The sequence below is a fragment of the Parashewanella sp. 2210YD4-3 genome (assembly GCF_056591735.1).
Window position 1 is genome coordinate 1 of record NZ_JBWQOG010000011.1, and the last position, 25,428, is coordinate 25,428.

General features: G+C 40.8%; 27 protein-coding genes. 6 read left to right on the forward strand and 21 right to left on the reverse strand.

Features of this window, described 5'->3' with window-relative positions; all coding sequences use genetic code 11:
- The 12 genes from AC1EU0_RS15070 to AC1EU0_RS15125 all read right to left on the reverse strand — a co-directional run.
- A partial coding sequence (locus AC1EU0_RS15070; RefSeq protein ID WP_480303388.1) for a type IV secretory system conjugative DNA transfer family protein occupies positions 1-1,390 on the reverse strand: 1,390 nt, incomplete at its 3' end.
- A complete protein-coding gene (virB11, locus tag AC1EU0_RS15075; protein WP_480303389.1) occupies positions 1,387-2,472 on the reverse strand; it encodes a P-type DNA transfer ATPase VirB11 in 1,086 nt (361 codons plus the stop codon). The genes virB11 and AC1EU0_RS15070, both read right to left, overlap by 4 nt.
- Positions 2,450-3,589, reverse strand: a complete 1,140-nt coding sequence (virB10, locus tag AC1EU0_RS15080) for a type IV secretion system protein VirB10 (protein ID WP_480303390.1) — start codon at positions 3,587-3,589, stop codon at positions 2,450-2,452. The genes virB11 and virB10 overlap by 23 nt, the downstream gene beginning before the upstream one ends.
- Entirely contained in the window at positions 3,582-4,502 is a 921-nt protein-coding gene (gene virB9 / locus AC1EU0_RS15085) for a P-type conjugative transfer protein VirB9 (RefSeq protein ID WP_480303391.1), read from the reverse strand. The genes virB10 and virB9 overlap by 8 nt, the downstream gene beginning before the upstream one ends.
- Before the next feature lies 1 nt (position 4,503).
- The gene (locus AC1EU0_RS15090; RefSeq protein WP_480303392.1) at positions 4,504-5,238 is read right to left on the reverse strand and encodes a VirB8 family type IV secretion system protein; all 735 of its coding nucleotides are present in this window, start codon (positions 5,236-5,238) and stop codon (positions 4,504-4,506) included.
- Positions 5,231-5,383 (reverse strand): hypothetical protein, encoded by a 153-nt coding sequence (locus AC1EU0_RS15095; protein WP_480303393.1) that lies wholly within the window; start codon positions 5,381-5,383, stop codon positions 5,231-5,233. The genes AC1EU0_RS15090 and AC1EU0_RS15095 overlap by 8 nt, the downstream gene beginning before the upstream one ends.
- Positions 5,380-6,396: a TrbL/VirB6 family protein gene (locus tag AC1EU0_RS15100; RefSeq protein WP_480303394.1), complete on the reverse strand. Its 1,017-nt coding sequence runs from the start codon at positions 6,394-6,396 to the stop codon at positions 5,380-5,382. Before AC1EU0_RS15100 ends, AC1EU0_RS15095 begins: the two co-directional genes overlap by 4 nt.
- A 5-nt stretch (positions 6,397-6,401) precedes the next feature.
- Complete coding sequence (locus tag AC1EU0_RS15105) at positions 6,402-6,680, reverse strand: EexN family lipoprotein (protein ID WP_480303395.1); 279 nt, start codon at positions 6,678-6,680, stop codon at positions 6,402-6,404.
- Between the two features lie 45 nt (positions 6,681-6,725).
- Positions 6,726-7,349: a type IV secretion system protein gene (locus AC1EU0_RS15110; RefSeq protein WP_480303396.1), complete on the reverse strand. Its 624-nt coding sequence runs from the start codon at positions 7,347-7,349 to the stop codon at positions 6,726-6,728.
- A complete protein-coding gene (locus tag AC1EU0_RS15115; protein ID WP_480303397.1) occupies positions 7,346-9,832 on the reverse strand; it encodes a VirB4 family type IV secretion/conjugal transfer ATPase in 2,487 nt (828 codons plus the stop codon). The genes AC1EU0_RS15110 and AC1EU0_RS15115 overlap by 4 nt, the downstream gene beginning before the upstream one ends.
- On the reverse strand, positions 9,829-10,149 hold the full coding sequence (locus AC1EU0_RS15120; protein WP_480303398.1) for a VirB3 family type IV secretion system protein: 321 nt from the start codon (positions 10,147-10,149) through the stop codon (positions 9,829-9,831). Before AC1EU0_RS15120 ends, AC1EU0_RS15115 begins: the two co-directional genes overlap by 4 nt.
- 13 nt (positions 10,150-10,162) lie before the next feature.
- Complete coding sequence (locus tag AC1EU0_RS15125) at positions 10,163-10,495, reverse strand: TrbC/VirB2 family protein (RefSeq protein WP_480303399.1); 333 nt, start codon at positions 10,493-10,495, stop codon at positions 10,163-10,165.
- A 402-nt stretch (positions 10,496-10,897) separates the two neighbouring features.
- On the opposite strand from AC1EU0_RS15125, the gene AC1EU0_RS15130 reads away from it, so the two are divergent.
- Positions 10,898-11,209, forward strand: coding sequence for a hypothetical protein (locus tag AC1EU0_RS15130; protein ID WP_480303400.1), 312 nt, complete (start codon positions 10,898-10,900; stop codon positions 11,207-11,209).
- A 72-nt stretch (positions 11,210-11,281) separates the two neighbouring features.
- On the opposite strand, the gene AC1EU0_RS15135 is transcribed toward AC1EU0_RS15130, so the two are convergent.
- Complete coding sequence (locus AC1EU0_RS15135; protein ID WP_480303401.1) at positions 11,282-11,662, reverse strand: hypothetical protein; 381 nt, start codon at positions 11,660-11,662, stop codon at positions 11,282-11,284.
- Positions 11,663-12,074: 412 nt separating this feature from the next.
- On the opposite strand from AC1EU0_RS15135, the gene AC1EU0_RS15140 reads away from it, so the two are divergent.
- Entirely contained in the window at positions 12,075-12,896 is an 822-nt protein-coding gene (locus tag AC1EU0_RS15140) for a DUF6538 domain-containing protein (protein ID WP_480303402.1), read from the forward strand.
- Here the strand turns inward: AC1EU0_RS15140 and AC1EU0_RS15145 are convergent.
- The 8 genes from AC1EU0_RS15145 to AC1EU0_RS15180 all read right to left on the reverse strand — a co-directional run bounded on the left by AC1EU0_RS15145 (position 12,882) and on the right by AC1EU0_RS15180 (position 20,864).
- Positions 12,882-13,784, reverse strand: coding sequence for an IS982 family transposase (locus tag AC1EU0_RS15145; protein ID WP_480303403.1), 903 nt, complete (start codon positions 13,782-13,784; stop codon positions 12,882-12,884). The genes AC1EU0_RS15140 and AC1EU0_RS15145 overlap by 15 nt on opposite strands.
- A 131-nt stretch (positions 13,785-13,915) precedes the next feature.
- The gene (locus AC1EU0_RS15150; protein ID WP_480303404.1) at positions 13,916-14,935 is read right to left on the reverse strand and encodes an endonuclease NucS domain-containing protein; all 1,020 of its coding nucleotides are present in this window, start codon (positions 14,933-14,935) and stop codon (positions 13,916-13,918) included.
- 3 nt (positions 14,936-14,938) lie between these two features.
- Positions 14,939-15,520 carry a hypothetical protein gene (locus AC1EU0_RS15155; RefSeq protein WP_480303405.1) on the reverse strand — a complete coding sequence of 194 codons (582 nt, stop codon included), beginning with the start codon at positions 15,518-15,520 and terminating at the stop codon, positions 14,939-14,941.
- Positions 15,521-15,522: 2 nt separating this feature from the next.
- Positions 15,523-15,867, reverse strand: a complete 345-nt coding sequence (locus AC1EU0_RS15160; protein WP_480303406.1) for a DUF6508 domain-containing protein — start codon at positions 15,865-15,867, stop codon at positions 15,523-15,525.
- Entirely contained in the window at positions 15,864-16,292 is a 429-nt protein-coding gene (locus AC1EU0_RS15165; RefSeq protein WP_480303407.1) for a hypothetical protein, read from the reverse strand. The genes AC1EU0_RS15160 and AC1EU0_RS15165 overlap by 4 nt, the downstream gene beginning before the upstream one ends.
- Positions 16,293-16,747: 455 nt before the next feature.
- Positions 16,748-19,582 carry a hypothetical protein gene (locus AC1EU0_RS15170; RefSeq protein ID WP_480303408.1) on the reverse strand — a complete coding sequence of 945 codons (2,835 nt, stop codon included), beginning with the start codon at positions 19,580-19,582 and terminating at the stop codon, positions 16,748-16,750.
- 6 nt (positions 19,583-19,588) lie between these two features.
- A complete protein-coding gene (locus tag AC1EU0_RS15175; RefSeq protein WP_480303409.1) occupies positions 19,589-19,957 on the reverse strand; it encodes a type III secretion system chaperone in 369 nt (122 codons plus the stop codon).
- Positions 19,958-20,579: 622 nt separating this feature from the next.
- Positions 20,580-20,864 (reverse strand): VF530 family protein, encoded by a 285-nt coding sequence (locus AC1EU0_RS15180; protein ID WP_480303410.1) that lies wholly within the window; start codon positions 20,862-20,864, stop codon positions 20,580-20,582.
- Positions 20,865-21,208: 344 nt separating this feature from the next.
- Between AC1EU0_RS15180 and AC1EU0_RS15185 the strand changes: the two genes are divergently transcribed.
- From AC1EU0_RS15185 to AC1EU0_RS15200, 4 genes are all read left to right on the forward strand, one after another.
- Positions 21,209-22,270, forward strand: a complete 1,062-nt coding sequence (locus tag AC1EU0_RS15185; protein ID WP_480303411.1) for a DcaP family trimeric outer membrane transporter — start codon at positions 21,209-21,211, stop codon at positions 22,268-22,270.
- Between the two features lie 24 nt (positions 22,271-22,294).
- Entirely contained in the window at positions 22,295-23,359 is a 1,065-nt protein-coding gene (locus tag AC1EU0_RS15190; protein WP_480303412.1) for a TRAP transporter substrate-binding protein, read from the forward strand.
- 75 nt (positions 23,360-23,434) lie between these two features.
- The gene (locus AC1EU0_RS15195; RefSeq protein WP_480303413.1) at positions 23,435-23,983 is read left to right on the forward strand and encodes a TRAP transporter small permease subunit; all 549 of its coding nucleotides are present in this window, start codon (positions 23,435-23,437) and stop codon (positions 23,981-23,983) included.
- Positions 23,984-23,985: 2 nt separating this feature from the next.
- Positions 23,986-25,374: a TRAP transporter large permease gene (locus tag AC1EU0_RS15200; protein ID WP_480303414.1), complete on the forward strand. Its 1,389-nt coding sequence runs from the start codon at positions 23,986-23,988 to the stop codon at positions 25,372-25,374.
- Positions 25,375-25,428 lie beyond the last annotated feature (54 nt).

Consider the following 25,428-nt stretch of genomic DNA (forward strand, 5'->3'; position numbering starts at 1 on the left):
TGCCAAGGCTATCGGAGATCTCTCTCGCAACTTTGGGATTTTTCGGTGCAAACACAATTTGCAGCGCATGGTTATCCATTAAGGTTTCAGCGCCATCGTGACCGTAGATTTCTCGCAGCTGGGCTGGAGATTGAATAATGGTGAGTAGCCGTAATCCATAACCTGCGACATAGCTAATGCCTTTGCTTAAGATGTTGACTTTGCCAATGGCTGCAAACTCATCGAGTAGCAATAATACTTGATATTTCAGCTGTGGGTTTTGCTCTGGTAGTTCTCTAGTGTTGAGGTCAATCAGTTGTTGAAAGAACAAATTAATGAGTGGCGATAAGCGACTTAAATCATCAGGGGTGACGCCCACATAAATCGACATTTTTTGTTGGCGTATTTGGCGTAAATCAAAGTCATTAGCTGCGGTAACCGCATCTATCACAGGGTTGTAAAATAGCTCTAATGCCGAGCTGAAACTTTTACGCACTGAGCCGCGAGTACGCTCTGGTGTATCGAGATATTCTTTAAGGGCTAACAGGCATTGACTGGATAAGCTGACATTAGAATCCAGTCTTAATTCTAATTGTTGAGCCAGATATTCATCGCCTTGGGTCAGTAATCGTAGTACTTCTCCCATGGTTACTTGCAAAGGCGGTGATTCAATTAGATATAAGACTAAGCCTAGCCACAATGATCGAGCTGAGGCTTGCCATACTGGGGCTTCGTTATCGATATTGGGAAACAGCATTTGGCCGATTTTCTGAATATCGTTAATGCGAAAGCTTGGATCATTAGAAATGTAATACAGTGGATTCCAGCGATGGCTTTGGTAGTTTCTTGGAGCAAGATTTAACAAAAAACATTGCTGGCCGTGGCCGTTACGAAAGCCTGCGCTGATGTGCCAGTTTTCTTGTTTGATATCTAACACTACTACAGAGTCTTGCCAGCTGAGCAGATTAGGGATCACCACTCCTACGCCTTTACCACTTCGTGTTGGTGCAGACATTAATACATGCTGCTGGCCTGCAAACTGTAGATATTGCTCTGACAAGCCAAAGCGTTTTTTACCCACAACAATGCCGGACTTAGCCAGTAGCCCTGCCTGTTTGATTTGTTTAGTATCGGCAAATTTTGCATCACCATAAAGTGGCTGCTTTTTTGTTTTGAGCTTCTTGGCAATAAAACCGATAACAGGTGCAAAGCCGATGATAACGGATAGAATGAGGTAGAACTGAGTGATGTGTTGATGGCCAAAATAATAAGCGTATTTGAAAATGGTTAACGGACTGGATTCTTTGACATTAAGGTTGGCAAACCACAAGAACAATACACCACTGAACCATAGGCTTGCGATTAACACGCTAATGATACTTGATAAAATAATCCAGCCACGTTTGCTCATTCTGCTTTCACCTCCTTTGGGTTAAAGAACACTTCGCTGACAAAGCGCCTGCCGTTAGCTACCTGCAACTGCACAATTACATCCACACAAAGATGCAGAAGTTGTTTAATGTCTTCTCTGGATAATGACGACCCTGCTTGGCTTTCTTTTAGCAGTAACATCAACTGCTCTAATGCCAACTTAGGGCTACCAGCGTGCATGGTGGTGATGCTACCCGGATGCCCTGAATTGATATTGCGAAGAAAGTAAAAGGCTTCATCACCACGAATGAGTTCTGCGACAAACATCCTGTCGGGCTTCATACGAAGGCTTGCTTCTAATAGTTGCTTTTGAGTGATATTGGCGATGCCTTGATTTCCAGCTGAATAGAACAGACTGACGGTATTGGTATGAGTGTTATACAGCTGCAATTCGTCAACGTTTTCTATGGATATTAGGCGTTCTGAGTCTGGAACTTGTTGCAGCAATGACCGCAAAAAGGTGGTTTTACCTGAGCCTGTGGCACCAGAGACGATGATGTTCTTTCTAAGCTGAATAGCCAGTTTCAGAAAGGCAGCTATGTCACCTTGTTGTTTGAATTCAATCAGCTGTTGTTCGCTTTGATGCTTGCTATCCACTTCGATATGTTGAGCATTGAAATATCCTTGTTTCTGATAATCATCCAAGCTGAACACCACACTCGATGGTTTGCGAATAGTCAGGCTAATTTTGCCGATTAAGGTCACAGGTGGAATGGCGATTTGGACTCGCTCACCATGAGGCAAGGTGGCTGATAAAATGGGGTGTGCGGCATCCAGATTTTGCCCTGAATAGGTCGCAATCAATTTGCTTAAGCGTTGACAATACTCCAATGAAATAGCATTGGATTTATGTTTATTCCAGCCTTTGTTGGATTCGGTTAATACTTGCTTAGGCTGATTAATCACAATTTCGGTAATACTGGGCTGCATCAAGAAAGCATTCAGCAATTTCAAATGTTCGAGCAATGCCAAAGAGCGACAAGCTTCGATTTTGTTCTCAGTTTTAGGCTCACGACTAGGCTCTTGAGTCGGGTTTCTATCACTGGCTAAGTTTAAGGTCATAGACACTCCTAAAATCTAAGTCTCTGGCCACAAACACATTGATGTGTTCCCCTTGGTTTTTATATAGCGTCGGTTTGATATGAATCGAATCTTGCAAAGCAATGGAGGCTAAGTCTTTGGTGCCGCCGATAGTGTCTCCGAATTGGATTTTGTTGTTATTTCCCTTAGATTTATTGGCGTAATACTTACCGATGTCACCGACCAGACTGAGTAACATGGCACTGCCAAATCGCTGGCCAAAATGACCATCAACATAGCCACTGTGACCACTCCGACCAAGACTGTCGGTTCCCGGTGAAGCTAAATCCAAGATCACGCCCGTTGGGGTTTCAATGCGATCCCACAACACAAATATTCGAGCCTGCCCTTGCTCTAATCCAGCTTGATACTCACCAACAATATGACTGCCTTTTTCGAGTAGTAGTACCTTGCCGTTGGTGGAGTAGATATCTCGACTTAACTGGCAACGGGTCATGCCTGCCACATCACTGCTGATAGCGGTTTCTAAGATGCAGTCAAGAAATGCGCCTTTGGTGATAAACAAGTTAGGGTCGATGATTCGACTGGCGATACTGCCTTGGATTTTAGTAGCTTGAAGTTGTTGATTAAGGGAATGACTATTGGGTTGTGTTTGGTTTATATCAGGTAATGATTCTTGTTGCTGAGTATTACTTTGAACCGACTGGTGTGAGGTGTTATTCAGTACCAATAAACCATCCAACTGTTTACGCTGCTGTGGCGTGAGTGTTTTTTTATGTCCGCTTAATCGAGCTAGGTGACCAAACTGCGGTGAGTTAGGTTCATCCAATTGCCCTGTATGAATGATTGAGCTTTTATCTGCGGTTGGTGTTGTCGCTTTAGTGGGGTTTGAGTGCTTATCAGGCTCAGGTGGCGCACCTAAATGATCAGCAATGGTGTAATGATGATGGGTTGCGTCTGTGTCTGATTGGGCATGGCTAAAACCGCCATTAATCGCCACTAACAGCACAATCATTAAGCCAGCAATGATAATCATAACGGCTTTGGTGAGCCATGAGCTACTTTCCACTCGATTACCTAACTCTGGAACGGGATTAGATGACAGTTCTTCAACTTGATTTGATGATGATTCAGCCATGCGAACCTCCACGCCTTTTAGCAATTCGCTTCACTTGTGGAATCTGCGTTTTGTGATAACTCGCAGGTTGTTCAGCATCAAAAGATTGGTTAAACAAACACAGAACTAATCGGCCTTGTCGTAGTACCAACCTTCTGACCATTCGCCTGATCACTATGGTGCTGGGAAAATCTGGATTGATATTGCTGTTAACCAAGCTCTCGCTGTTATCACTATTGACGGTATATATCGCAGGCAAGTCTTGTTTGGGATTAAACTTGAGGTAAGTAAAGCGGCCATCATCAAAGACCGTTACAGGCAATAAGGATTTATCACCTTTATAGAAATAATTCTGGTTGTTCACCTGTGGTGAGGTGTGACTATTAAGTTGATCATCAAGTAGCTGCTGTTGATTGTGTTGGTGTAACTGGGCTTTAAGATCATCAGGATAGATAAAATCTATCACAAACATCATATTGCGGCTTGTGGCTTGGTTACTGTTTTTTAGTTGCGAAGTATTTAACTCAAACTGATACACATGGCGATTAGTCAGCACCGTCATATTGGTGATGGCCTGCTGAGCTTTAGGTTTAATAAAGATGTGATTATCGACGGGAGTCACACTCCATCCAGCACTGTCGCCCATTGCAATCTGTTTGATGGTTTCTCCGTTGGCAAAAGCAATATCGGTGGCAAAACCATAATGACCTACCAATTTCACCACTTGCTGCGGATTGAAATTGATATGGCGAACTCGTTTATCAAAATGACCCATATGAGGGGTTTCAAGAGCTTGAGTTACAGAAGACAATAAAGATAACGTCATGCCTGCAAAGGCAGGCATCCAGTGACTTTTCTTTGTTATCTTAGATAAAAAGACGCTAGATCCCTGCCTACGCAGGGATGACCAGAGAGAAATTCTGATACCTTGCATCCTAATCCCCTCCCGTGGCTTGATCATTGCGATAACTCAGCACCTGAAAACCAAGCGGGTTCAGTTGTCTGTCGGCTACCGACATAGGCGCATTACGGTAAGTGAATGTGATGGTAGCAACCCAATGAGTCAGAGGATGGTCTTCACCAATTTGTTTGAGCTGTTTGCTGTAACGCACTAACGCAGTTGTGGTTGATTCCCCATTGTTTTTATCGTGAGCGATAAAGCTGATGGCATTAACCTTGATAAATAGCTCCGTTGATTGCCCATAAAGATTAATGGGCGCATTGGGAGTGGATTTGGGATCGGTTTGTAAACCGTACTCTTGTTGAACGTTTTCATCAGACATCAAGCCAATAAGTTTTCGGTCATAACTGCGAGTTTGCCACTGGTAGCCTTCTCGATGGCGCAGGTATTGAGCTAAAAAATATTTATCTAGCACTTCCTGAGCCTGTTGTTTGACTTGTCCTTTGCTACTTAAAGTCGATACCACATCCACAAAACCTGTGTTGTTATCGACTCGAATCACAAAGGGTTCGATGGATTTTAGCGGCATTAAGGTAATTAAGCTGATAGCCAAAAGAATGGCAAGTAGAGCCAATAACAAACAGCATTTCCAAGCACGTTGCTCCGATTGTTTGATTTTGACATTCAGCTCAGCGTCCCAACCTCTGGCTTCGGCAAAGTATTTTTGAAGTAGTTGCTCATCGGTAAGTTGCTGCTCAAGCTCAGCCATGACGTACCTCGACCGGAAGCACTTTTACTGGCAGAGTATTTACTGGCTGTAAGCCTTTACCATCATCTTTGCAGTGTGGTGGTTTGGGCATACTTGAGCAATGGGTTAGAAATAATATCAAGCACACAGATACCAGCCTTTTCATTGTTCAGACTCTCCCGAAATACTGTTGCTATTAAAGCGTTGTTGATAGGCTCGATAACCTGCGCCCACAGGTTTCATGGGCATGGATAACGCTTGCCCGGTGTAGTTCATGTCTCGTCGGATATTGCGATACTGATTACGCAGCGTAGTCGGACGCATCGCATTAACGCTGTTGGCAATTGCACCATGAGCCGCAATTGCGACACCGCCACCGAGAGCAGAAGCCATTGCCGGGATTTGCTTCATCACTAAAATGCATAACCCTAACACCACACACAGCATTGAACTGTCACTGAGAGTGGTTAACGTGGCGTGATTTTGAGAGATTTGTGACAGATACTTGGAGGCTACCGTAGTCATCAGCTGTCCAGAAGACACTCCTAGTAGCAAGATAAAACCAAAGTTGAGTACCATTCCCAACCAGCTTTCAAAGAATCGCTGAGTCGCTTGAAACAGAAGCAGAACAAAGAAGGCCGGACCGATGGCCAACAACACACTGACCATGACTTTGCTGAGCAAAATAAAGAAGGCGACTAGTAAGGTGAGGCAGCTGCCAATGATCAGTAACGCCATGGCTAAAATGTACATACCAAAGTTGCCATTCATCACCCCACCTTGTCGCCACGCATTATCGGCAAGAATGAAAATTTGCCCGTAAAGGTGATCTAACAGCTGTGCGGCATTTTGGGTTTTGGTGCCAGAGACAATGGCGGCCAAAAATTGCGGTGTTTCACTTAAAAAACGCACTACAGTTTGATTGTAATGACCAACGCTTAATCCAAGCGTCAGAATGAAACCAATGCGCAGTATTCGAAAAAAGCCTTCTTGTAATGGCTCCTGACTGCGGCCAAACATCGTTGAATAACCCCAAATCACTACCCATAAGATCATCATGCTGGTAAATACGGGGATCAGATATTGAATTAGCCTTGCAGAACCTTGTTGCACATAATTGTGCAAAGCTTGATCCACTAAGCTGAAAATACTGCGATACAAATTACTGGTGGCCGCCATTCTAATCACTCTTTGGGATGATCAAAGGTGATACGTGGCGGTACGGGATCACCTGCCACAATGTCATTCGCCGCTTGCTGAGCGTTGATGCATTCTGGATGCTTTCGAAATTTAGCCGGATTGCTACTGCATTGGGTTAAGGTTTGCATCAATATTTTCTGATGCTTTTTGAACCAAGCCACATCGTGAGCTTGGCTTTGATGGCTATGGTGATGACTCATTTTTGAGCAGCCTGTCATGACACAAAACAGGCTTGAAATTAATAGGATATTGATAAGTTTCATGCAGAGTCCTCATACGATAAGAGTTGTTCTGCCATCCGTGGTGGGTTAATTCCAATTCACATTAATCGGGTGTAACTCGCCAGCCGACTCAATGGCCATTTGGGTGATGCGCTGCTGTGCTAACGCATCACTGGCTTGTGCTTGAGTTTTCAGTAGTTGCAGTTTGGCTTGCTCATTAGCAAGCATGGCGTTTTCGGCTTGAATTCGGGCTTGTAAATCTTGAATGTCTTTTTGTTTTGGTGCTTGAGTGATCTTGTTGATAAGCCTAGTCAGTTGGTCATATCTCACTTGAGTTTCTTGTAGCGATAATTGGGTTTGGCCTAACCAACGTCCACGGTAGCGATTGATGTCATCAAACAAACTTGCGCTGTCACCGCCAAGCTTGAGCCATTCGCTGTTATGTAAGCCTTGTTGTTTAAGCGTGAGATTGGGGTCGACCTTAACCGCTACGTCATAAACAGAATCAATGGCATCACTCATTCCAGTAATACCGTTGATACTACTGAGTTGACGTTTAGCGGTATCGAGTTGCTGTTTTAGCGTGTCGATTTCTTCCAATAGGTGACGTATTTCAATGATTTTTTGATGCAGGTTAGCAATATCAATCACTGGGAAAGCGAAACAAGGTAATGGCAGTGATAACGTCATCAACAGCAATAATCGTTTCATGCTTCACCTCGTTGTTCATGCAAAGCATTGAAGTACTCAGGTAGCCAGTCTTTGGGGGCGCTGCCAGCGGTTTCTACAATCCGATACATCAAATTCACTTTATCGGTAGTGCCAGAGATCACCGCCAATTCATCATCAAAGCCATTTAAGTCTAATTTAGCGACGATACTTTCATGACCTTGCTTGATGATGAATTGACGAGAGTTAGGTTGTAGATCAGTGCTGATAAGCTCAAATTCACGTTCGGTAAGATGAAGACCGTCCATATAATCATCACGTCTAGCTTTAGGATTGGGCATCAAAATCAAAGTGGCGCATTGTTCAATTAAAGTATGAGCAATGGGAGAACTCAGAACATCTCTAACTGATTGAGTGCCATACACCATAATGCCATTTTGTTTACGAATAACTTTCTGCTTGTTTTGGGCTAGATCTTCAAAGTATTCATCAGCCAGTAACTTCCAAAATTCATCCATGAAGATTTGCAGCTTGCGACCATCTATCAGCTTTTCTATACGATAAAACAGATACATCACAATGGGTGTGCGGATTTCTTTAATATCCAAAAACTCAGTGACATCAAAGCCAAACAAAGTTTGGTTGGTAATAGATAGCTCATCAACCTCATTATCTAAAACCCAGGATAGTTCACCACCACAACACCACTTTTGTAGCCTTGAACTACAACCTTGTGGATCAACGGGGTCAAGAAATTCCAAACAACGACTTAAGCGGCGCTGAGGTTTAGGTAAACTCATTACGCCTTTAACTGCATCAGCCAAATCTTGTTGATGTTGGTGCAGTAGTTCGCCACCGCATAGTTTGGAAATCAAGGCTGTAATAAACAGAATATTGTCGGTGGTGGGTTCAAGCTGAAACGGATTAAAGCCTGTAGGTTTGCCCATTTGCATTGGTAGATATAATCCTTGAGTGGCACGAACGTAAATCTCTAAACCACGGTCTTTATCAAAGATAATTTGAGTCGGCTCATACTTTTTACTTTGGGAAATCAAAAAGCCTTGCAGCACCGTTTTACCAGAGCCAGAAGCACCAATAATTAAGGTATTACCTAGAGCGTGATGCTCATCCTTAAGCTTGTCATCCTTACCCGTTTCACGATTTTCATGAGCCTTAAGGACTTGGCTATGCGTATTAGACTCATGGAAATTAAAGTAATAGGGAGCACCAGAAGCGGTTTGTAGCACAGTTACGGCATTGCCCCATTGGTTACCGTTCAATTGACCAGATGGATAATTATGAAAACCGCAAAATCCGGCGAAATTGCGAGAAGATATTCGGGCTGGACGAGGACGAAAGCGACTATTTGCAGGAAGCTGTGAGTAGAACGCTGACTGAATCGATAAATCATCTCTGGTGAGAATAATGGCTTGATCGGCTAGCTCAGATTTTAGTGCTGAAAGATGCTTATCAAGGGCTTCTGTCGTGTCAGTCAATACGGTTAGCACCAAATGATGTTCACCATAAACCATGCGACTAGCGGTTAAATCATCAAGACCAATATCAATGGCATCCACTTGAGAATGGGCAAAGTCACCAGTAGCTGTCAGGCGTTTTTGTTGGCGTAGTAAAATTTCTGTAGCCACTGGCTTTGAGAGAAACTGAAAGCTCTGTGTTAACACCAACTCAAAGGGTGCCGATAAAAGTGCATTAAGCAAACCCGCTTCGGTGTGTTCAGGGTACTCCTTAATACTTAAACACGCGCCCAAACGGGTTTGCGTAATGCCTTTCAGTGCAAAGGTGTTATCAGAAAATAACGGTCTGTTTCTTGGCAACGAAACAGAGATATCTTTGGTGGTTATAGCTCTGGGTTGCCACTCACCATTAACGAGATAATCTAAAAGTGTTAATAGCTCACTGTAGAATACTTTCCCTTTTACTTTCACTTTTCCTTTATTGATAACGTCCTTGGTGTAGATCCCTAACCGTTGAGGCTGATAGCTTTCCAATGATGATATAACCGTACTAACAACGTCATTTAACACTGATATCACTTGCTTTTGTTCGGCAAGTAACTGTTCAACAGTGAGGGACTTGACCTTTAACTTTGATTTAAGCGGCACATTGGCATCACGGTAGATAACGGTTAGGTAAATCTCATTCACCATCAACTGACTCTGGCAGATCTTATCGATGTACTTCTGATTAAGCTGCTTATCAAAATTAGCTTTAAACTCGCCTTTGGGAACAATTTTGGATTCACGACGAATAAGATGCGTCCATAAGCACACATGAGGGCTGGCGATATTTCGCAGCATCAAATTGAATTGCTCCTTCCAGAGATTGACTTGCTCAGGATCAGCAGATTCATGTGCCATACCTTGCAGCTTGATAATCTGTAAGTAATCACCGCTATGAGTTTTGATGGTGTGTTCATCCACATGCGTTTGGTAAGGAATAAACTCATCGACGGAATTTTCTCGTTGCCACTTCTTAGTGATCTTTTCGATGGCTATTGCACTCATAACATTAGCTCCTTGTTGCGGGTATTAGCAACAGGACTGGCACTAGCGAATCCTAAATCATGCCAACATACTGACTTGGCTTTGGTATTCATCCATAACTTGAGCAAGCGAAACATCATAGGATCACGTAAACACAGTGAATACATCAGTGCATGAAGGGGAAAATACAGTAATAAAGCAAAGGGGTTTTTAGTGGCTATCATCAGTACTGTAACAACAGCAGCAACAATGATAATGCCGTCTAAAGTCACGCCCCATTTCATCGCCGGGCGAGTAACAGCGACCAACAAATGATCTCGAAATTCAGTTGAAGACATAACTATCATTCCTCTACTTCACGGCAGAAATGATCAGGTCAACAATAGTCGAACCACCAAAGACCAGCACGATTCCGGCAATATACTTACCGCAAGTCTCACCTGTAATGCGTCCAAACCATGCTAGATAACCCAAAATCGCAATCCCAATAATCGCGGCACTACGAGCAATACCATTGGTGAGTAATTGCATCACCCAATCTACACCTTCAGAAATGGGATCGGCAAAGGCAACTTCTGGAGCTAGCAGCAAAATAGAAATCAAAAAAAGATGGGCGACCAGCGCCCGAGATCTGCTTGATTGAATCGAATTAGTAGCAGTGGTGTTGAGTGAATTTACTTTCATTGTCTACTCCAAACGTATGCCCTACATGAGGGCTAGAGCTGTTTATGAAAGACACTTCACGTCCTTGAAAGCATCAGATATACAAAACTAATGCTGGCAAAATCACACACGTAAAATCATGTGTAAATACTTGTCATAAAATATATTTTCAAATGAGCTATTCTCGATTCAAATGAGCCAAAATGAATCAAAATGAGCCAATGCGGTATGATTATGTGTAGAAATTGTCTGCGTAAGAATGAACATCAAGACGATATCTGCACCAAGATAAACTGTAACTAGGTTACTTTACTGTTACACATATAATTACAGTTTTATTGGTTGCTAAAAACCATTTCTAATCGTTTACAGAAGCCGTTAGAATCTCTGGTTACACAAGTTACGCTTATACCGCAGGTGGATATGTTCTGTGATACCAAACTTTCGGAAATCATTGCTTCAGAAGAACTCTTGATGGAAGGGCTTGAGAAAAACTTTTGGAGGCTCATCAAACTTTATCAAGCTGAAATTTGGGAAAATATTGATGAAAGTGGTGATGAATACCTTTGGGTTATCGCAATTTTTGGAGAATACTGTATTGTGAAAACAGCAACAGGCATTGGGTTTAAGCTCGCCCGTTACGATAATTTTGGTGAGGTCGACGCTGAAACGGATAAGCCAAAACCTCTGGGCGATATTGTGTCACATATTATCAATTCCAGATTTAAAATCTGACTTTGTTGATTTTGGCATTAAGCGACAATAAGGACTGCTTTTTAATACCTTATTGTCCACTTAAAGATTCAGCTAGATACCGTCTACCATATTAAAATTATTCATTGGCCATTGTACGTTTACTTTGAATTTGTAAACAATGAGATGAATATCAGTAACATGAACGGCAAACGGACTTTGGACTTCTTTTTTCTTTAATTGAGCGAATTTTTCTAAATCAAAGCCTTGGTAAGCAGGAAAAATCAAATGCACGATTTTTCCTTCAAACTGGCATCGACCATTTTTATTAACCAGAAAATGGGTATGAGGCCTCTTCAGTTGATTAACTTCTATTTGTGCATTGCAGTTAAACCTTCTTCCATCAATGTTTTTGCCATTATGTGAGGCTGCGTGAGCAGGAACAATTGAGGTTAAGAGTATAAGTAAGACCTGTGACACTTTCGAATTGACCATAAAAGGTCACTCCCTACAGCAATATTGGAGTTGATCAATATATAGTAAACTCCCTGACACCAGTAGCGCTTTGTCTAAACAACTACTGCACTCGCACTGATGCAGGCCTAGATTACTTATCAAAGAATAAGTAATTCGTTTTAGGAATAGAAAACTTATTGTGTATGACGCAGTGTATGACTGGATTCCCACAAAACATTAAAATCTATATAAATCAACAGATTAAATCACAAAGCAGACTCCCACCTTCACCGCCAAATTCAAACCCTAGCAGAAATGCTGGGGTTTTTTCGTTATAAACCAATGGAATAGTGACTTTCCTCACAATTCTAACCATGGTTTCGTACCGAATTGTACCCGCTTAACCCCGAAATTTGGTACAAAATCTAGGTCCAAAGCTATGGTATTAAGAATGTCTTCTCCAGTAAAAAATTCCAATGGTGTTTACAATGCACGATTGGGTGTTCCTGCCGCACTCAGAGGCATAATCGGTAAATGTGAACTCAAACGTTCGCTTAAAACTAGAGACCCAGAAGAAGCCAAATATAATTATAACGGCGTAATGTCTGAACTTCGTTCTCAAATAAAAGTTGCACGTATTAAGTTAGAGAGTGAATCCAAACTGACTGATTCGATCATCGACTGCATTATTTTTGAATGGCGTAGACAGGTAGCGATCAAGTTAGGCTCTGCTCCACATGCAGCTAATCCGTATCTAATACAAGGAGATGGTCTCATTGAAGAGAACAACTACCCTGTAATGATGCTTCTTGATGATCTAGAAAATATGAAATCGGACAAATCGTTGAAAAACGATAATCCACGCTTAGTCAAGAAGTACGAGCAACTTGAAAGCTTGTTGAAAGAGCTTTTTCAGCCCTCGCTTGATAAGTACCAACTTGATCCTTCACTAGATGGCTCTCAATACAGAAAACTACTGACCAAGTTTGCTATTGCTTATCTGGATATGACTCGTGCTGCTTTATATAAGAAGACATCTGACATTCAATTAGCCAAACATGGTTTCGATGCTAACGCTGAGACCGTACAGGAATCAGAAGAAATTATCGAAGAAGGCACTACGATGAAAGAATTGTGGAAATCATACTCTGATGCTGTGAAGTTGAGAGAACCAGATAAAGCCAAAGTAAGACTGATGGATTACGGTACTGCAATTAATCGCTTTATCGCCATGTTCCCTAATAAACCTGAGATCTGGTTAAGCCAGCATTAAATTATTACTTTCAAGTAAGTTGAACTCATCAGCAGTTAAATCTAATGTTGGCTTATCATGTTTCAAGCAATAGGCAATCAGTCCGCCTAATAGATTGAGCATAAACCCATGCATACTACGGTGTCTGGAGTGTTCTATATAAGAGATGTTTTTAAGTTGGTCATTCACCGTTTCGATAATAAAACGTTTCTTAAGCATGGCTCTATCCCATAGAGACAAGAATTTTTTCTTCATGTTTTTTCGAACTGTAGTGATTAGTTCAACCCCTTTATCTAATAATTCACCTGATAATGCTTTGCTAATGTAGCCCTTGTCACCGTAGAGCTTTCCAAAAATGGACTCTGCCATTTCAGTAACTGGTTGGCGGTCATCAACATTACCTTTGGTAAGTTTAAGGGAAAGGATCTCCCCTAAATGATTGATTATCAAATGAAGCTTAAAACCATATGACCAGCCCATTGTACCTTTTCCATGCGTTGCTACGTCTTTGAAAACTTTATTTCTTTTGGCTCGGATGATATGGCAGACTTCGATTTTTGTTGAGTCAACAAACTGAATCCCAGTTGGCTTTCCAAGCCTTGCCGTCAGGTAACTGCACATGGGGACAAGCACGCTTTCAGTCACGCCTAAAAACCTTGTGTAGCTTAATAAATTTGGGAAATAGCTTTTGAGATGTTTGCAAACATAGTGGAGATAATAGTTTTTGAAATCTCGATAATGAGATTGATGGAAGTGTATGATAAACGTCATTATTTCAGCAGGTGATAAGCGGCAAGCTCTTTTACGTTTTTTGTCCCCATTTTCAATCAAGGTTTTTTGCCATTGGGCTATGAAAAGCTTACAAAAATCATCGACATCACAGAAGGTTTCAACTAACTTATCAGACATGCTCGTTCCTTTTGGATAATTCTTTCTTGGTCGAAAGATCTGATCTTGGAACGAGCTATTTGTTCCCTAAAATTTCGATTTTCTTATCCAGAACTCAGGTTTATTAACCTAGTCGAAATTTGTCGTTACAGTTAATTCAAAGTAGAGTTCTCCAACGCCTCAACTACCAAGTCACGATAAGCACTGACAATTTGATAATCACTCTTTTGAGCACCGCTGCCATCACCGCCGCCAAAACTAATAACTTGACGTAAATGTGGGGTTGATTTCTTGGTTAAGAACTTGGAGATTCCACTTAGATAGCTCCCAGCTTTACCGACGCTGTCGCCAATACCATTTTCATGAAGGTACTGTTTAATTTCTTCCCGGGAAAAGCTTCTGTCCTCAGCAAGTAAGATAGAAATGAAAGCATGGAGTCGTGGTGTTAACTCACTGTCACGAGTAAAGGACTTTATAAGCTCACTTTTTAATTTTTCATCATCATAATCTGAAACTTCTAGTGAGAATGAGCTTTGCTTTGTCGTTAAGCTTTTCTCTTTCGCCTTAGTTTCTTTTCTTTTGACGTAATCGGCTGCTTCAGGTAACGGTATGATCTTATTAGCGTTAAGAAATAGATTATCTTGAGTATCAGTGAATGGTTCCAACTTGACACACTGTACGTCAATACTGAAGTCTCTTAACCAAAGTACCGATGAAATCACATCTGAGTGAAACTCTTTGGATGCAAGAATGATCCGTTGACTTTCGTTCAGTTTATCCATTTCTGTATCGATAAATTCTTCAACTTTTAGTTCTGCTTCACTGTCACTGATTCCTTCATATTCAGCGAACATATTAAAGATTTCATCATTGGTAAAGCTGGATAAGTAGGACGCATAACTGATCCCTTGCATCGCCATAGCGTTACCAGAATTATCTCGTTTCAGCTCAATGATAACGATGTTTGCTTGTTTATCTACGGCCAGTAAGTCCAAACGTGAACGAGATGGCAGCTCATATTCTTTAGCAATAATAAGTAAATCTTCACCTAAAATTTCAGGTGTTTTACTTACCCACTCTTGAATATCAAAGCGTTCTTTTAAACCTAAATCGCTGAAAGTTGCATTATCTAATTTCGTTAAGGATTTATTATCTACATCTACTTGGTACATTTACTACATTTCCAAATATAAACTTAATTCTGAAATTGAACTGAATGTGACTTTGTCGCCTTTTCTTGCTTCATCAGATAGATATGTGAGTGTAAAACCTTGTTCACTACAAACCAATTCATAGGCCGGAATACCATCTATGATTGCTGTAAAGGCGTTACCTTCGACAAGAACGCTTTGAGCACCTTCTTTTTCAAACAACCTTCTAATATCAAACTCTAAAATGACCTTCTTGATATTCTTGTCTACAGCTAGTTGCGTGAGCTTGTTAGCAACATTTTCAGATACGGCATCGAGTTCACCCCCGAATACACCACCTGAAAAATAATGTTCAGCCATGCAAAGCAAATAGGTCTTAATAACAACTTGTTCAGAGTTCATAGCGACTTGTGCAATGTCGTTGATGTATCGGTCATATTCATCTCGACAACCCTCAATGCCATTCACACCGCAAATATCCCAATCTTGCCAAATGATCTTATTTACAGCATCAACATACTGCTTAGCCTTTGGGTTGTTCACGACATCAATAAAGCCATTGGCATATTGGTTTTCTATCGAATCAAGTTCCTGCTCAAAATTCAACGCTACTCCCCATCTACAATATCTGCAATCCTGCTTACCAACGCTGCAATGGTGCCATCCCGTAAAGCGCCTGTAATAGTCCCACTACAAAAGCGCTCTCCACGAACTAGAGCTGTAAAAGCACATAAGCAATCATTAAGTGCCGCTGTTTTTGACCACTCAACACCATTCCCTCTAAATTGCTCTAGGTGTTCCCATGTCATCCAGTCGAAAACAGGCACCATATTGCACTCATCTGCTAGCATAATGAAATGTGAGTCAGCACGACCATTTTTTGAATCTTCAATTATTGGCTGTATGTTATCGAGAAATGCTTTTATTTCATCTTTAGATGCAAATTTGATCATGGTGTTACCTTTTTAATTCCCATAATGTATTCGTCATAGGCAAGCTCTTTGTTGTTCTGAATTACTTGCCTTAATGCTTGGATATCGGTGTCGGATTTAATCTTTGAAAGCCCCAATTTTTTGGCTTCGTTAAGAATAGGGGCAGCTTGATTCAAGGCTTCAGAGTCTGAGAAGTCATATACCATTGATAGTAGCCTTGAGCTCTCATCTTTATCAATCGTAAATACCTGCTTGTCACCTTGAAATTTACTTTCAAAGGAAATCACTAACTCGATATCATCAATAGAAATAGTGTTGGTTACTGAGGCGATATCAATCATTGCATCAGGAATAAACTTTCCATCTCCATCGGTAATAGGGTGAAGTTGATACCCCCAATATTCGAATTTCAGTTCACCAATTTTGACATCTGATTCATTCAGCACAAAGACCTCCTTTGTAAAAGAAAGTGATTATACAGGTAGTAAAGTAGAAATAGTGTTACCACTCTAACTTTTTTGCAGTCATATATTGAGTTATTTTCAAGAGAAGAATCCGAGAACTAAAAGCATAAAGATTTTGTGACTTTTAGCTGCTTCAATTCACTTTTGAGATGAACATAAGTTTTTATTGCGGGTGGGGCATCAAATAGGTAGAATAAAGCCTTAACTGCTGGTGCAAATCTTTGGTACAAAGCCAAACGATTTTTAGTACAAAGCGAGTGAGAAAAGAATCGTAACTTATTGATTTATATAGATCACTAAAAGTATTTTTCGATTCGTGGGTTCGACTCCCACCTTCACCGCCAAATTTTATTTATTTCCATATTTCCAGTATTAGATATTCGGTTACATTAACCACAAATGACATTTATATTTTCAATGAAGATTTGTAAAGTTAATTAACTCGGAACCAACCTACTTTTCATATCTGCTTTAAAGATTTGATGCTGTTCAAATAAAAAATTTTGAAACAATTTAACAGCGACTTGAAAGTCTTCATCGGATTGGGATTTATTCCAACTGTTTATCGCTTTCAATAGCTTTTCTGATATGTTTTTTGATTTGATTTGGCTAGCCGTAACCATAAATTCTTGGTACGCATTGGACTTTGTATTTTGTAGATTAGTAAATAACTTCTTTAACGAATTCTGATTCTTATATAAAAAATCAAACCAATCATCACGGCGCTTCGAAGTTCTACAACCATTATATACCGTTTGCCAATAACCTAAGGTGTTATTGCCTATCCATTCTGCTACTGGGTGGGTAGAAGAAGCTGAAACTGACGCACCGACATTAACGCCATGGGTGGAAAAACCTCCGCTCAAGCCCCGCTCTTTGGTTTGATAAAGCCTGATATATTCGATATGAAATTTTCCGTCTTCACCCTTGCCGAACACAATTTCTACTGATGCACCAGACAATGAGGTCACTCCAACGGGAACCTGCAATACAGCATCACCTAAGTCTAAGCTGGCCTCTGACAATACAGAGCCCAGTTTTGTCGGTTTCAACTTTTTAACAATTTTAGTGAGCACTTTAGAAAAATCAGCAAGTTTTGCACCGTCTGCTTCTTGTGATACAACAGCAGCTACTTTAGCCCCTGCTCCAGATACAGGCAATGTTGTTTGCATTGAGACAACTAACTCTTCACCATCGTTGTCAGGGTTTATGTCATTAGAAACTTGACTGTATGTAACCCCAACGTTGCCAATCGTTAACCCTGCAACAGGTACGCCAACCTCGACTTCGGCAGACACTTCAAATGCAGATGCTTCAACTGATGAAGAAAGCGTTAAATACTTTTCAATGTCTTTTTGCTTAATGAACACTTCTGGCGCTGACAGTTTGTCTTCCATTTCTGCGAGGTAATAACAAAATGGAAGTTCACTGTCTTTCAAATCAATATCAGTGCCTTTTGCAAAACTCAATTGATATAACTGTTTCAAATAAACATGCGTGCAAATCACTGCTCTTATGTATTCTGCACGACCATTTGCTCCTCGATTTTTCTCAAAAAGATGTTTGGTTTTTCTTAATCTATTTTTGTCTGATTTACTACTGTCATAGCGATTAACTGTATCTATATAAGCCAAGTATTCTTGATGCAGATAAGCCATCGACTCTTTCACTTGTTTTCGCATATTAAGTAGGTCTCGTGACAATTCCTCCGGATTTTTTCTCCCCTTTTTGAGCCATGATAACTTCTGATCCATTTCAACAGCATTATGGCGTAACCAGTGATATCCACTTGCTCCTTGTTTTATGCTTCGATCGCTTAACTGAAAGGTATAATAGTTGCAATTACGAGCATTAAGTCTAGAAGGTTCTTGGTTTAATTGGCTGAGTAAGCCTAACCGTTTGCAATAAGTGGTTCTTCTTAATTTTGCTTTACCAGATATTGTTGCAGAAACCATTGATTTAACATCAATTCCAGCTGAACCCGAGATACCCGCCAGCTTTGTTAAGGATGTTGTGGAAGGCATATCTTTTCCATTGTCTTCTAAATCAATGCTGTCTCCTTTAGCTATCACCAGTGATCTTCTTAAGCTTTCTTGCAATTGATGGTTTCGGGACTTTACTTTGTCTTCTAGCCGACTAATGTGGCGGGTCTGAGCCACTTTAACGACATTAGGCAGGCTCTTTTTTAAAGGGCCAGCTAAGATACAAACTAAATCGTTAGAATGGTAATCAATCATCTCATCAAGACTTTTGAATACTTGAGCGTAACCGACGCTTGAAAATGCTTTCCCTTGAGCAGAAACAAGTTCACCGCCAGCTAAACTCGCACCGGTTGTTACCTTGTGCACCACAGATATTTTTTTCGTATCGGTTGCGGTAATACTAAATTCGTATGACACAGAGACTTTGGCAGATACCGCGTCTAGTTCGAACAGTGATAATGCAGGGCCAATCGATAAATTTACAGAAAAACTTTTACTTTCCCCACTTTGCTTAAAATCTTCCAACTGTAGTCTTAAATCTTGTTTGAACTTTTCACGAACAAGCTTAAGTCCTTCTACTTGTATTTGTTTGGCGACCTCTTGTAATTGAAAAGCAGCTTCTTTCTTAGTCTCAACATCATCGGCTTTAATACGCTGAGAAATACTCATAAGTAATTTATATGTAGAAGCATATAACTTTATATTTTCAGAATTTTCTTCTAATTGCGTTAGCGCATCGTAGGCTAATTCATAATCTTTTTTCTTTATGTGTTCTTCAAAAAATAGAGTGTCAATAAGTTTTGTGGCTAGCTTGATATCCCCACGTTTATAATTGGTTCCTAACGAAGCGTTAGCCACTCTGTTTAATAAGCGTAACTTATGCTCAGATAACTCATCATCTGTAGAGAAATAACTTTCCAGCATACCCGCTGTAACCAATAACTTTTTTGCTTCTGCATGAGTAAATGGTTGCTTGTGATTTTGAACAAATTCAGTATCAGAAATCACTCGACGAATCGTTTCAGGAATGGCGTACCACTGAACACAGTACTTTTCAGGGATTTTATCTGAAGCAACTTGTACACTGGTAACGCTTGCAGCTAATGAAGTTGGAGGCAACGACTCGGTTGGTTCATGCAATTCAATGTCGATCACATCACTTTCATCTGAAATAGCCAATCCTCTCTTAAGAGTAATCCTACCTTTAGGGCGAGAGCTTGAACTTACATCATCTGACGATGAAGAGGTGATATTTTGACTGACTGTTGAAGCAGAAATTCCTTTTAACATAATCCATTATTTCAAATGTATATTTCGCTGAGGGATAAGTTCAGTTTTAAGTACCTCTTGTTTCCAATAATTAAGCGCTATTACAAAGTCATTGAGGATCCGTTCAAGTTCTTCTTTCTCATTTATCAAGCAAGGCTTACCTAGTACAATACTGTTATCATCAAGCAATGAAAGGGTACTTCCTAAAGTTGAACGCCACAGAAAATTTGCCTTTAATAACGAGATAGCTATTTTGGGATCAGATAACTCGCCTACATAGGCATAAATTGAAAGGTCGGGTTGTTGATAAAAAAAATTGATGTAGTGTGTATCGATTTCAACAGAGGTCACTTTTTGTTCATCAAACTCTATCGTTTGTTGAACAAGTTTCGACAAAGATATTTCCCACTCAGATTGTGCTTCCTGCATCATATACCTTTAAAGTAATCCCTCATTAAAGGTAGCAAAGAATTAAAGGGTCTAATAACACTTAATAAAATAAGCAAATGACCATTTTTCAGGAACAATTATAATTTTTGAATTGAAATCAGCTGATAGCAACCGAATTAATCCAATATTGGTTATACTCGTGATACCTGAAGATGCAGGATTTCAGCGAGAATTAATTGCCATTTAGACAAGGCACTTATCCGCAGTAAACAAAGTAACGACAGTTTTGTATGTCGGTCATAGTTGCTCTATTTCAAGGGTAAGTAACACAGTCTAAATGGCAATTAAACTCGCACTGTGTGGGCTTTCAGCGTTGATTCTTCTTTGTTGTGAAAGCTTAAATTAGCCCGCTAGTTCTTCACTTTCACGCCTCGAATAATTCAACGCTGAAAAAGCCCTGAAAGTTGCATCTTCAAGTATCACGAGTATATATGTTAACTTGGCCAAGATGGAACCAGTCATGCTCCATCAATTAGCGAAATAACAATTTCACGATTACTTTCCTACTTAACCTGAGCTCTGTATATAGAAATCAGTGCTGTAGAGGTTTGCTTATGCAGAGCTCAGGTTACTTAATCAGGCTATTTGCCCAAGGAGAATCTGGTAACGGCGTTTCAGATTTAGGCTTTGCTACCTCACAACCAAAAGTATCAATGTACAGTTGCTCGACTTTATCTCTCGCCCATTGTTGTTTACGCAAAAATTTAAGGGAAGACTTGATAGAAGGTTCACTTTTAAAGCAATTAATGTTTACCCTTTGAGCAAGCCCACTCCAACCATATTTATCGTGAAGTTTTACTAGTAAGCTCTCTAACTTAATGCCGTGCAGAGGATTATTAGGTTGTTGATTCATATTTGTCTCAAAGTGATAACATATGTGTATTTCAATAGAGGACCTGCGTCCCATTGAAAACGAATCGGTGCAAGATAGTGAAATTGATTGTAGTTGTAAACTGTTACTTTCTTTAGCTTGATAATGGGAGTTCTGACAATACTTATAATTGTAAACTGTCCCTACCTCCCCTTTTTTCTTCCTTACACCCAAATCTAAGTGTAAACACGTAGAAAAAATACGTGTGTTTGCGGATTATCCTTCGTAAAGAAGTTTTCTATTGTATTGCCTGTAAAGAAACGAAATAAGCCTGAATAAAATTTTTGAACCCTAAAGGCTGATTTCAACAACTACAGGTGACCAATATGAAAACAATAATAAGATCTGGTTTAGTGTTGTCGGCGTTATTCTCGGCTTCTTCTTTTGCAGACTATACCCTAAAAATTAATGACCAACAGTCAGTATCCCTCGGCGGTTATTTTAAAGCGGATCTTCGAAGTGTAAGCGGAGATTTAGCATACCGTGACTTTTGGATCGCAAACAATGCAGTTAAAAAAGATACCGATGAAACTCGACTCAATATTCGTGAGTCTCGGTTTAACATCAAGTATAACTACGATGATTTTAAAGCTGTGTTGGAATGGGACTTCTATGATGACCAACAACCAACAGGTGCTAATGAAACCGTTACTGGTGGTCATTCATTAAGGCTTCGCCACGCCTACGTACAACACAAAGAGTGGTTAGTGGGTCAAACATGGTCAACCTTTATGCCACTTGTGTCTATTGCAGAAGCATTAGATTTTGGTGGTGCACACGTTGCTCAAGTTTTCGTTCGTCAAACTCAAGTTCGATACACCAAAGGTGGGCTTGAACTTGCGCTAGAAAATCCGTCTACTCAAGACGGCACAAGCCAAAAAATTCCTGACGCTGTAGCTCGTTACACCTTCAAGGGTGACTGGGGACAAGTCGCTGTAGCGGGTCTTGTTCGTAATCTAGATAACGGCGGTGATATTAGTAAAGCTGACGGCACTCAATTTGCCTATAACATCAGTGGTCGCATTAAAACCTTTGGTAAAGATGATTTCCGATTCTCATACAACGGTGGACGTCCGGGACGTTATACAGGCCCAGCTGCAAACATTGCCGATAAAAACATTGATGGAAAAATCTATGATGTTCAAGCTTATACCGTTGCCTATCGTCATTTCTGGAATGACAGCTATCGCTCAAACATTTATTACGGCGCATTAAAAATTGATGATCAAATTGGTAAAGACGGTAAGTCAACCGACCGCTCTCACATTGCTATTAACCTTCTAAAAAGCATCAACCCAAAAACAACGGTTGGTATTGAAGTTGGCCAATACAAAACAGAATCAGCCGATTCAAATTATCTACAACTTTCTTATAAGTACACACTGTAACGCATAGGCTCAGAGGATTTTATTATGAAAAAGCTACCATTACTTATAATGACTGCGTTGGCAACAGCGAGTGTTTCAACGGCAGCATTAGCCGAAAAGAAAATCATGCTTAAAACGCCTGTGTATTACAACACGGTATTGCCGGGCTTAGGTTCTCCAATTAAATATGTTGCCGATAACATTAAAACCTTGAGTGGCAATTCACTTCGAATGAAGATTTATGAGCCAAACAAGTTGGTTAACCCTAAGGAAATTTTAGGGGCTGTTTCGACAGGTAAAGTACAAGCAGGTTTTGCGACGGCTGGAAACTGGAGTGGAAAAATCCCTGCTGCACGTTTATTTTCTGCAATACCGTTTGGTCCTGAAGCCCCTGAGTATTTAGCGTGGTTCTATCAAGGCAACGGCAATAAGTTACACCAAGAACTTTACGACAAAAATAACCTGAATGTAAAAGTGCAAATTTGTGGTGTATTACCACCAGAGACATCAGGTTGGTTCAAAAAAGAGATCAACAAGCCAGAAGATCTTCAAGGTCTTAAGATGCGTTTCTTCGGGCTTGGTGCTTTGGTCATGGAAAAGCTAGGTGTGAGCACTGTAGGTTTACCTGGTGGTGAAATCTTCCCTGCGATTGAGAAAGGCGTGATTGATGCGACTGAATTCTCAATGCCAATTGTTGATAAGCGTATTGGTCTGAAAAAGGTGCTGAAATACAACTACTTCCCGGGTTGGCACCAACAAGCAACCATGATGGAGCTGATCATCAATAAGAAAGTATGGAACAAGATGAGCGATCGCCAGCAATCTGTGATTGAGCATATTTGTAAGTCTGCGACCTTAGATGCATTAGCTTATGGTGAAGCAATCCAATCTCCAGTCATCAAAGAAAACGTGAAAAGTGGCGTGATCAACAAGTATTGGTCACCAGAAATGCTAGATACCTTTAAAGCGAAGTGGGAAGAAGTCGTTACTGAGCAATCTAATGCTGATCCTGAGTTCAAACGTATCTACGCTGATCTTGAGCAATTCCGTAAAGATTATGACTTATGGGAAGCCAATGCTTTCTTACCACGAGTCAAACCTAACCTTTAATCCCTTTATCACCCCTTGCACTGCTCTTTGATGTTTAAAGAGCAGTACACTCTCAAAATTGAATTAGGAGGATGTATGACTAATTCAAATTCCCATACTCCCAGTGCTGCTCGTACAGGATTCATCAAATTAGCTGATATTTTTGAACAAGTCGTATTAAAAGTTTCAGCGGTATGTTGTTGGTCTTCGGCCTTATTAATAGCTGTCATTATTTGTAACGTCATCATGCGTTACGGCTTTAACAATGGCTTAATTGTTTTCGAAGAAATCCAATGGCATTTGTATGCGATCGGCATCATGTTTGGCCTTGCTTATGCTGAGATAACAAACTCTCAAGTACGTGTTGATGTAGTAGCATCACGCTTAAAGCCAAAGACAGTCATTAAGTGGGAAATCTTTGGAACGCTGTTTTTTGTGTTTCCAACCCTCTTTGTCATTCTTTTCAATAGTTTTGAATACGTTGCAGATTCGTTTGCACTGTCTGAACGTTCTTCTTCTCCTCTTGGCTTACCTTTTCGTTGGTTAATCAAAGCGGCGATCCCAGCCAGTTTCATCATGTTAACGCTAGCGGTTACGAGTCGTTTGATCCGCAACGTTGTTGCCCTTACAGAGAAGGAGGCATAGTCATGGAGTTCAATGAAATCCTCGTTATCGGAATGTTTCTGACATTCATTGCATTTTTGTTTACCGGTATCCCGATTGCTTATGTACTGGCTGGTGTGGGTATTTTATTTGGCGCTATTGGTTATTGGTCAGATATCTACATGGATACCTTTACTGGCCTTGATTTGAATGTACTTGGGATCAGCGTTTCTCGAATATTCTCATTAATGGAAAACTGGGTGCTGGTGGCGCTGCCCATGTTCATCTTCATGGGATTAATGCTGGATAAATCAGGCGTTGCTGAACGCATGATGATGGCGATGCAGCAACTGTTTGGCCGAGTTCGTGGTGGTTTAGGTATCACAGTTACCTTAATCGGTATCATCCTTGCGGCATCAACGGGCATTATCGGAGCTTCAGTAGTGTTGCTTGGCTTGCTGTCTATCCCTGCAATGATGCGCCAAAACTATTCTAAAACTTTTGCTACAGGCATTGTTTGTAGTGCTGGCTGTTTAGGAATCTTAATCCCACCAAGCATTATGTTGGTGATTATGGCCGATCAGCTGGCCTTGTCAGTCGGGGATTTGTTCACTGCGGCGGTCTTCCCAGGCTTAATGCTGGGTGCGGTTTATTTGGTTTACATTCTTGGCTTGTCGTTCTTTAAGCCGGATGTTGCGCCAGCTCCTGAGGATAGAAAGCCCTTTGATTGGCATGTACTTAAAGAAGTCTTTAATGCCATCTTTCCACCAATTGTGTTAATTGTTGCGGTGTTAGGCTCAATTTTTGCGGGCATTGCAACACCAACAGAAGCCAGTGGTGTTGGTGCATTAGGTGCAACCATATTGGCGGCGGTGAATAAAAAGCTGAACCTGAAAGTTTTTCATGAAGTCCTCATGTCTTCATTTAAAACGACAGCTTATATTTTTGCGATTTTTATTGGCGCGACCATTTTCTCGCTTGTACTTAGAGAGCTTGGTGGTGATGAGCTAATTACGAGCTTTTTAACAGGATTACCTTTTGGTCCTTACGGTGTGCTGTTGGTTATTCTGGGGATCGTATTCCTGCTAGGTTTCTTGTTGGATTGGATTGAAATCACCTTGATTGTATTGCCACTGCTTGCTCCAGTCATTGGAGAGTTGGACTTCAATATCGCTCAAGGCGCTGGATTGGATCAACCTGTCCTAGTCTGGTTTGTTATGCTGATTGCGGTAACGCTGCAAACGTCATTCTTAACACCTCCAGTAGGTTTTGCCCTATTCTACTTGAAAGGCGTATGTCCACCAGAAATTAAACTGACGGATATCTATAAGGGTGTCATTCCATTTATTCTGCTGCAACTGTTAGGTCTTGGGGTATTAATTCTATTCCCTGAAGTCGCATTGTGGTTGCCATCAGTGGTGTATGGGAATTAACTTTTAGTGAGGTTGAGGGCTAGTACATTACTAGCCCTTAGCGCAAAGAGGGAG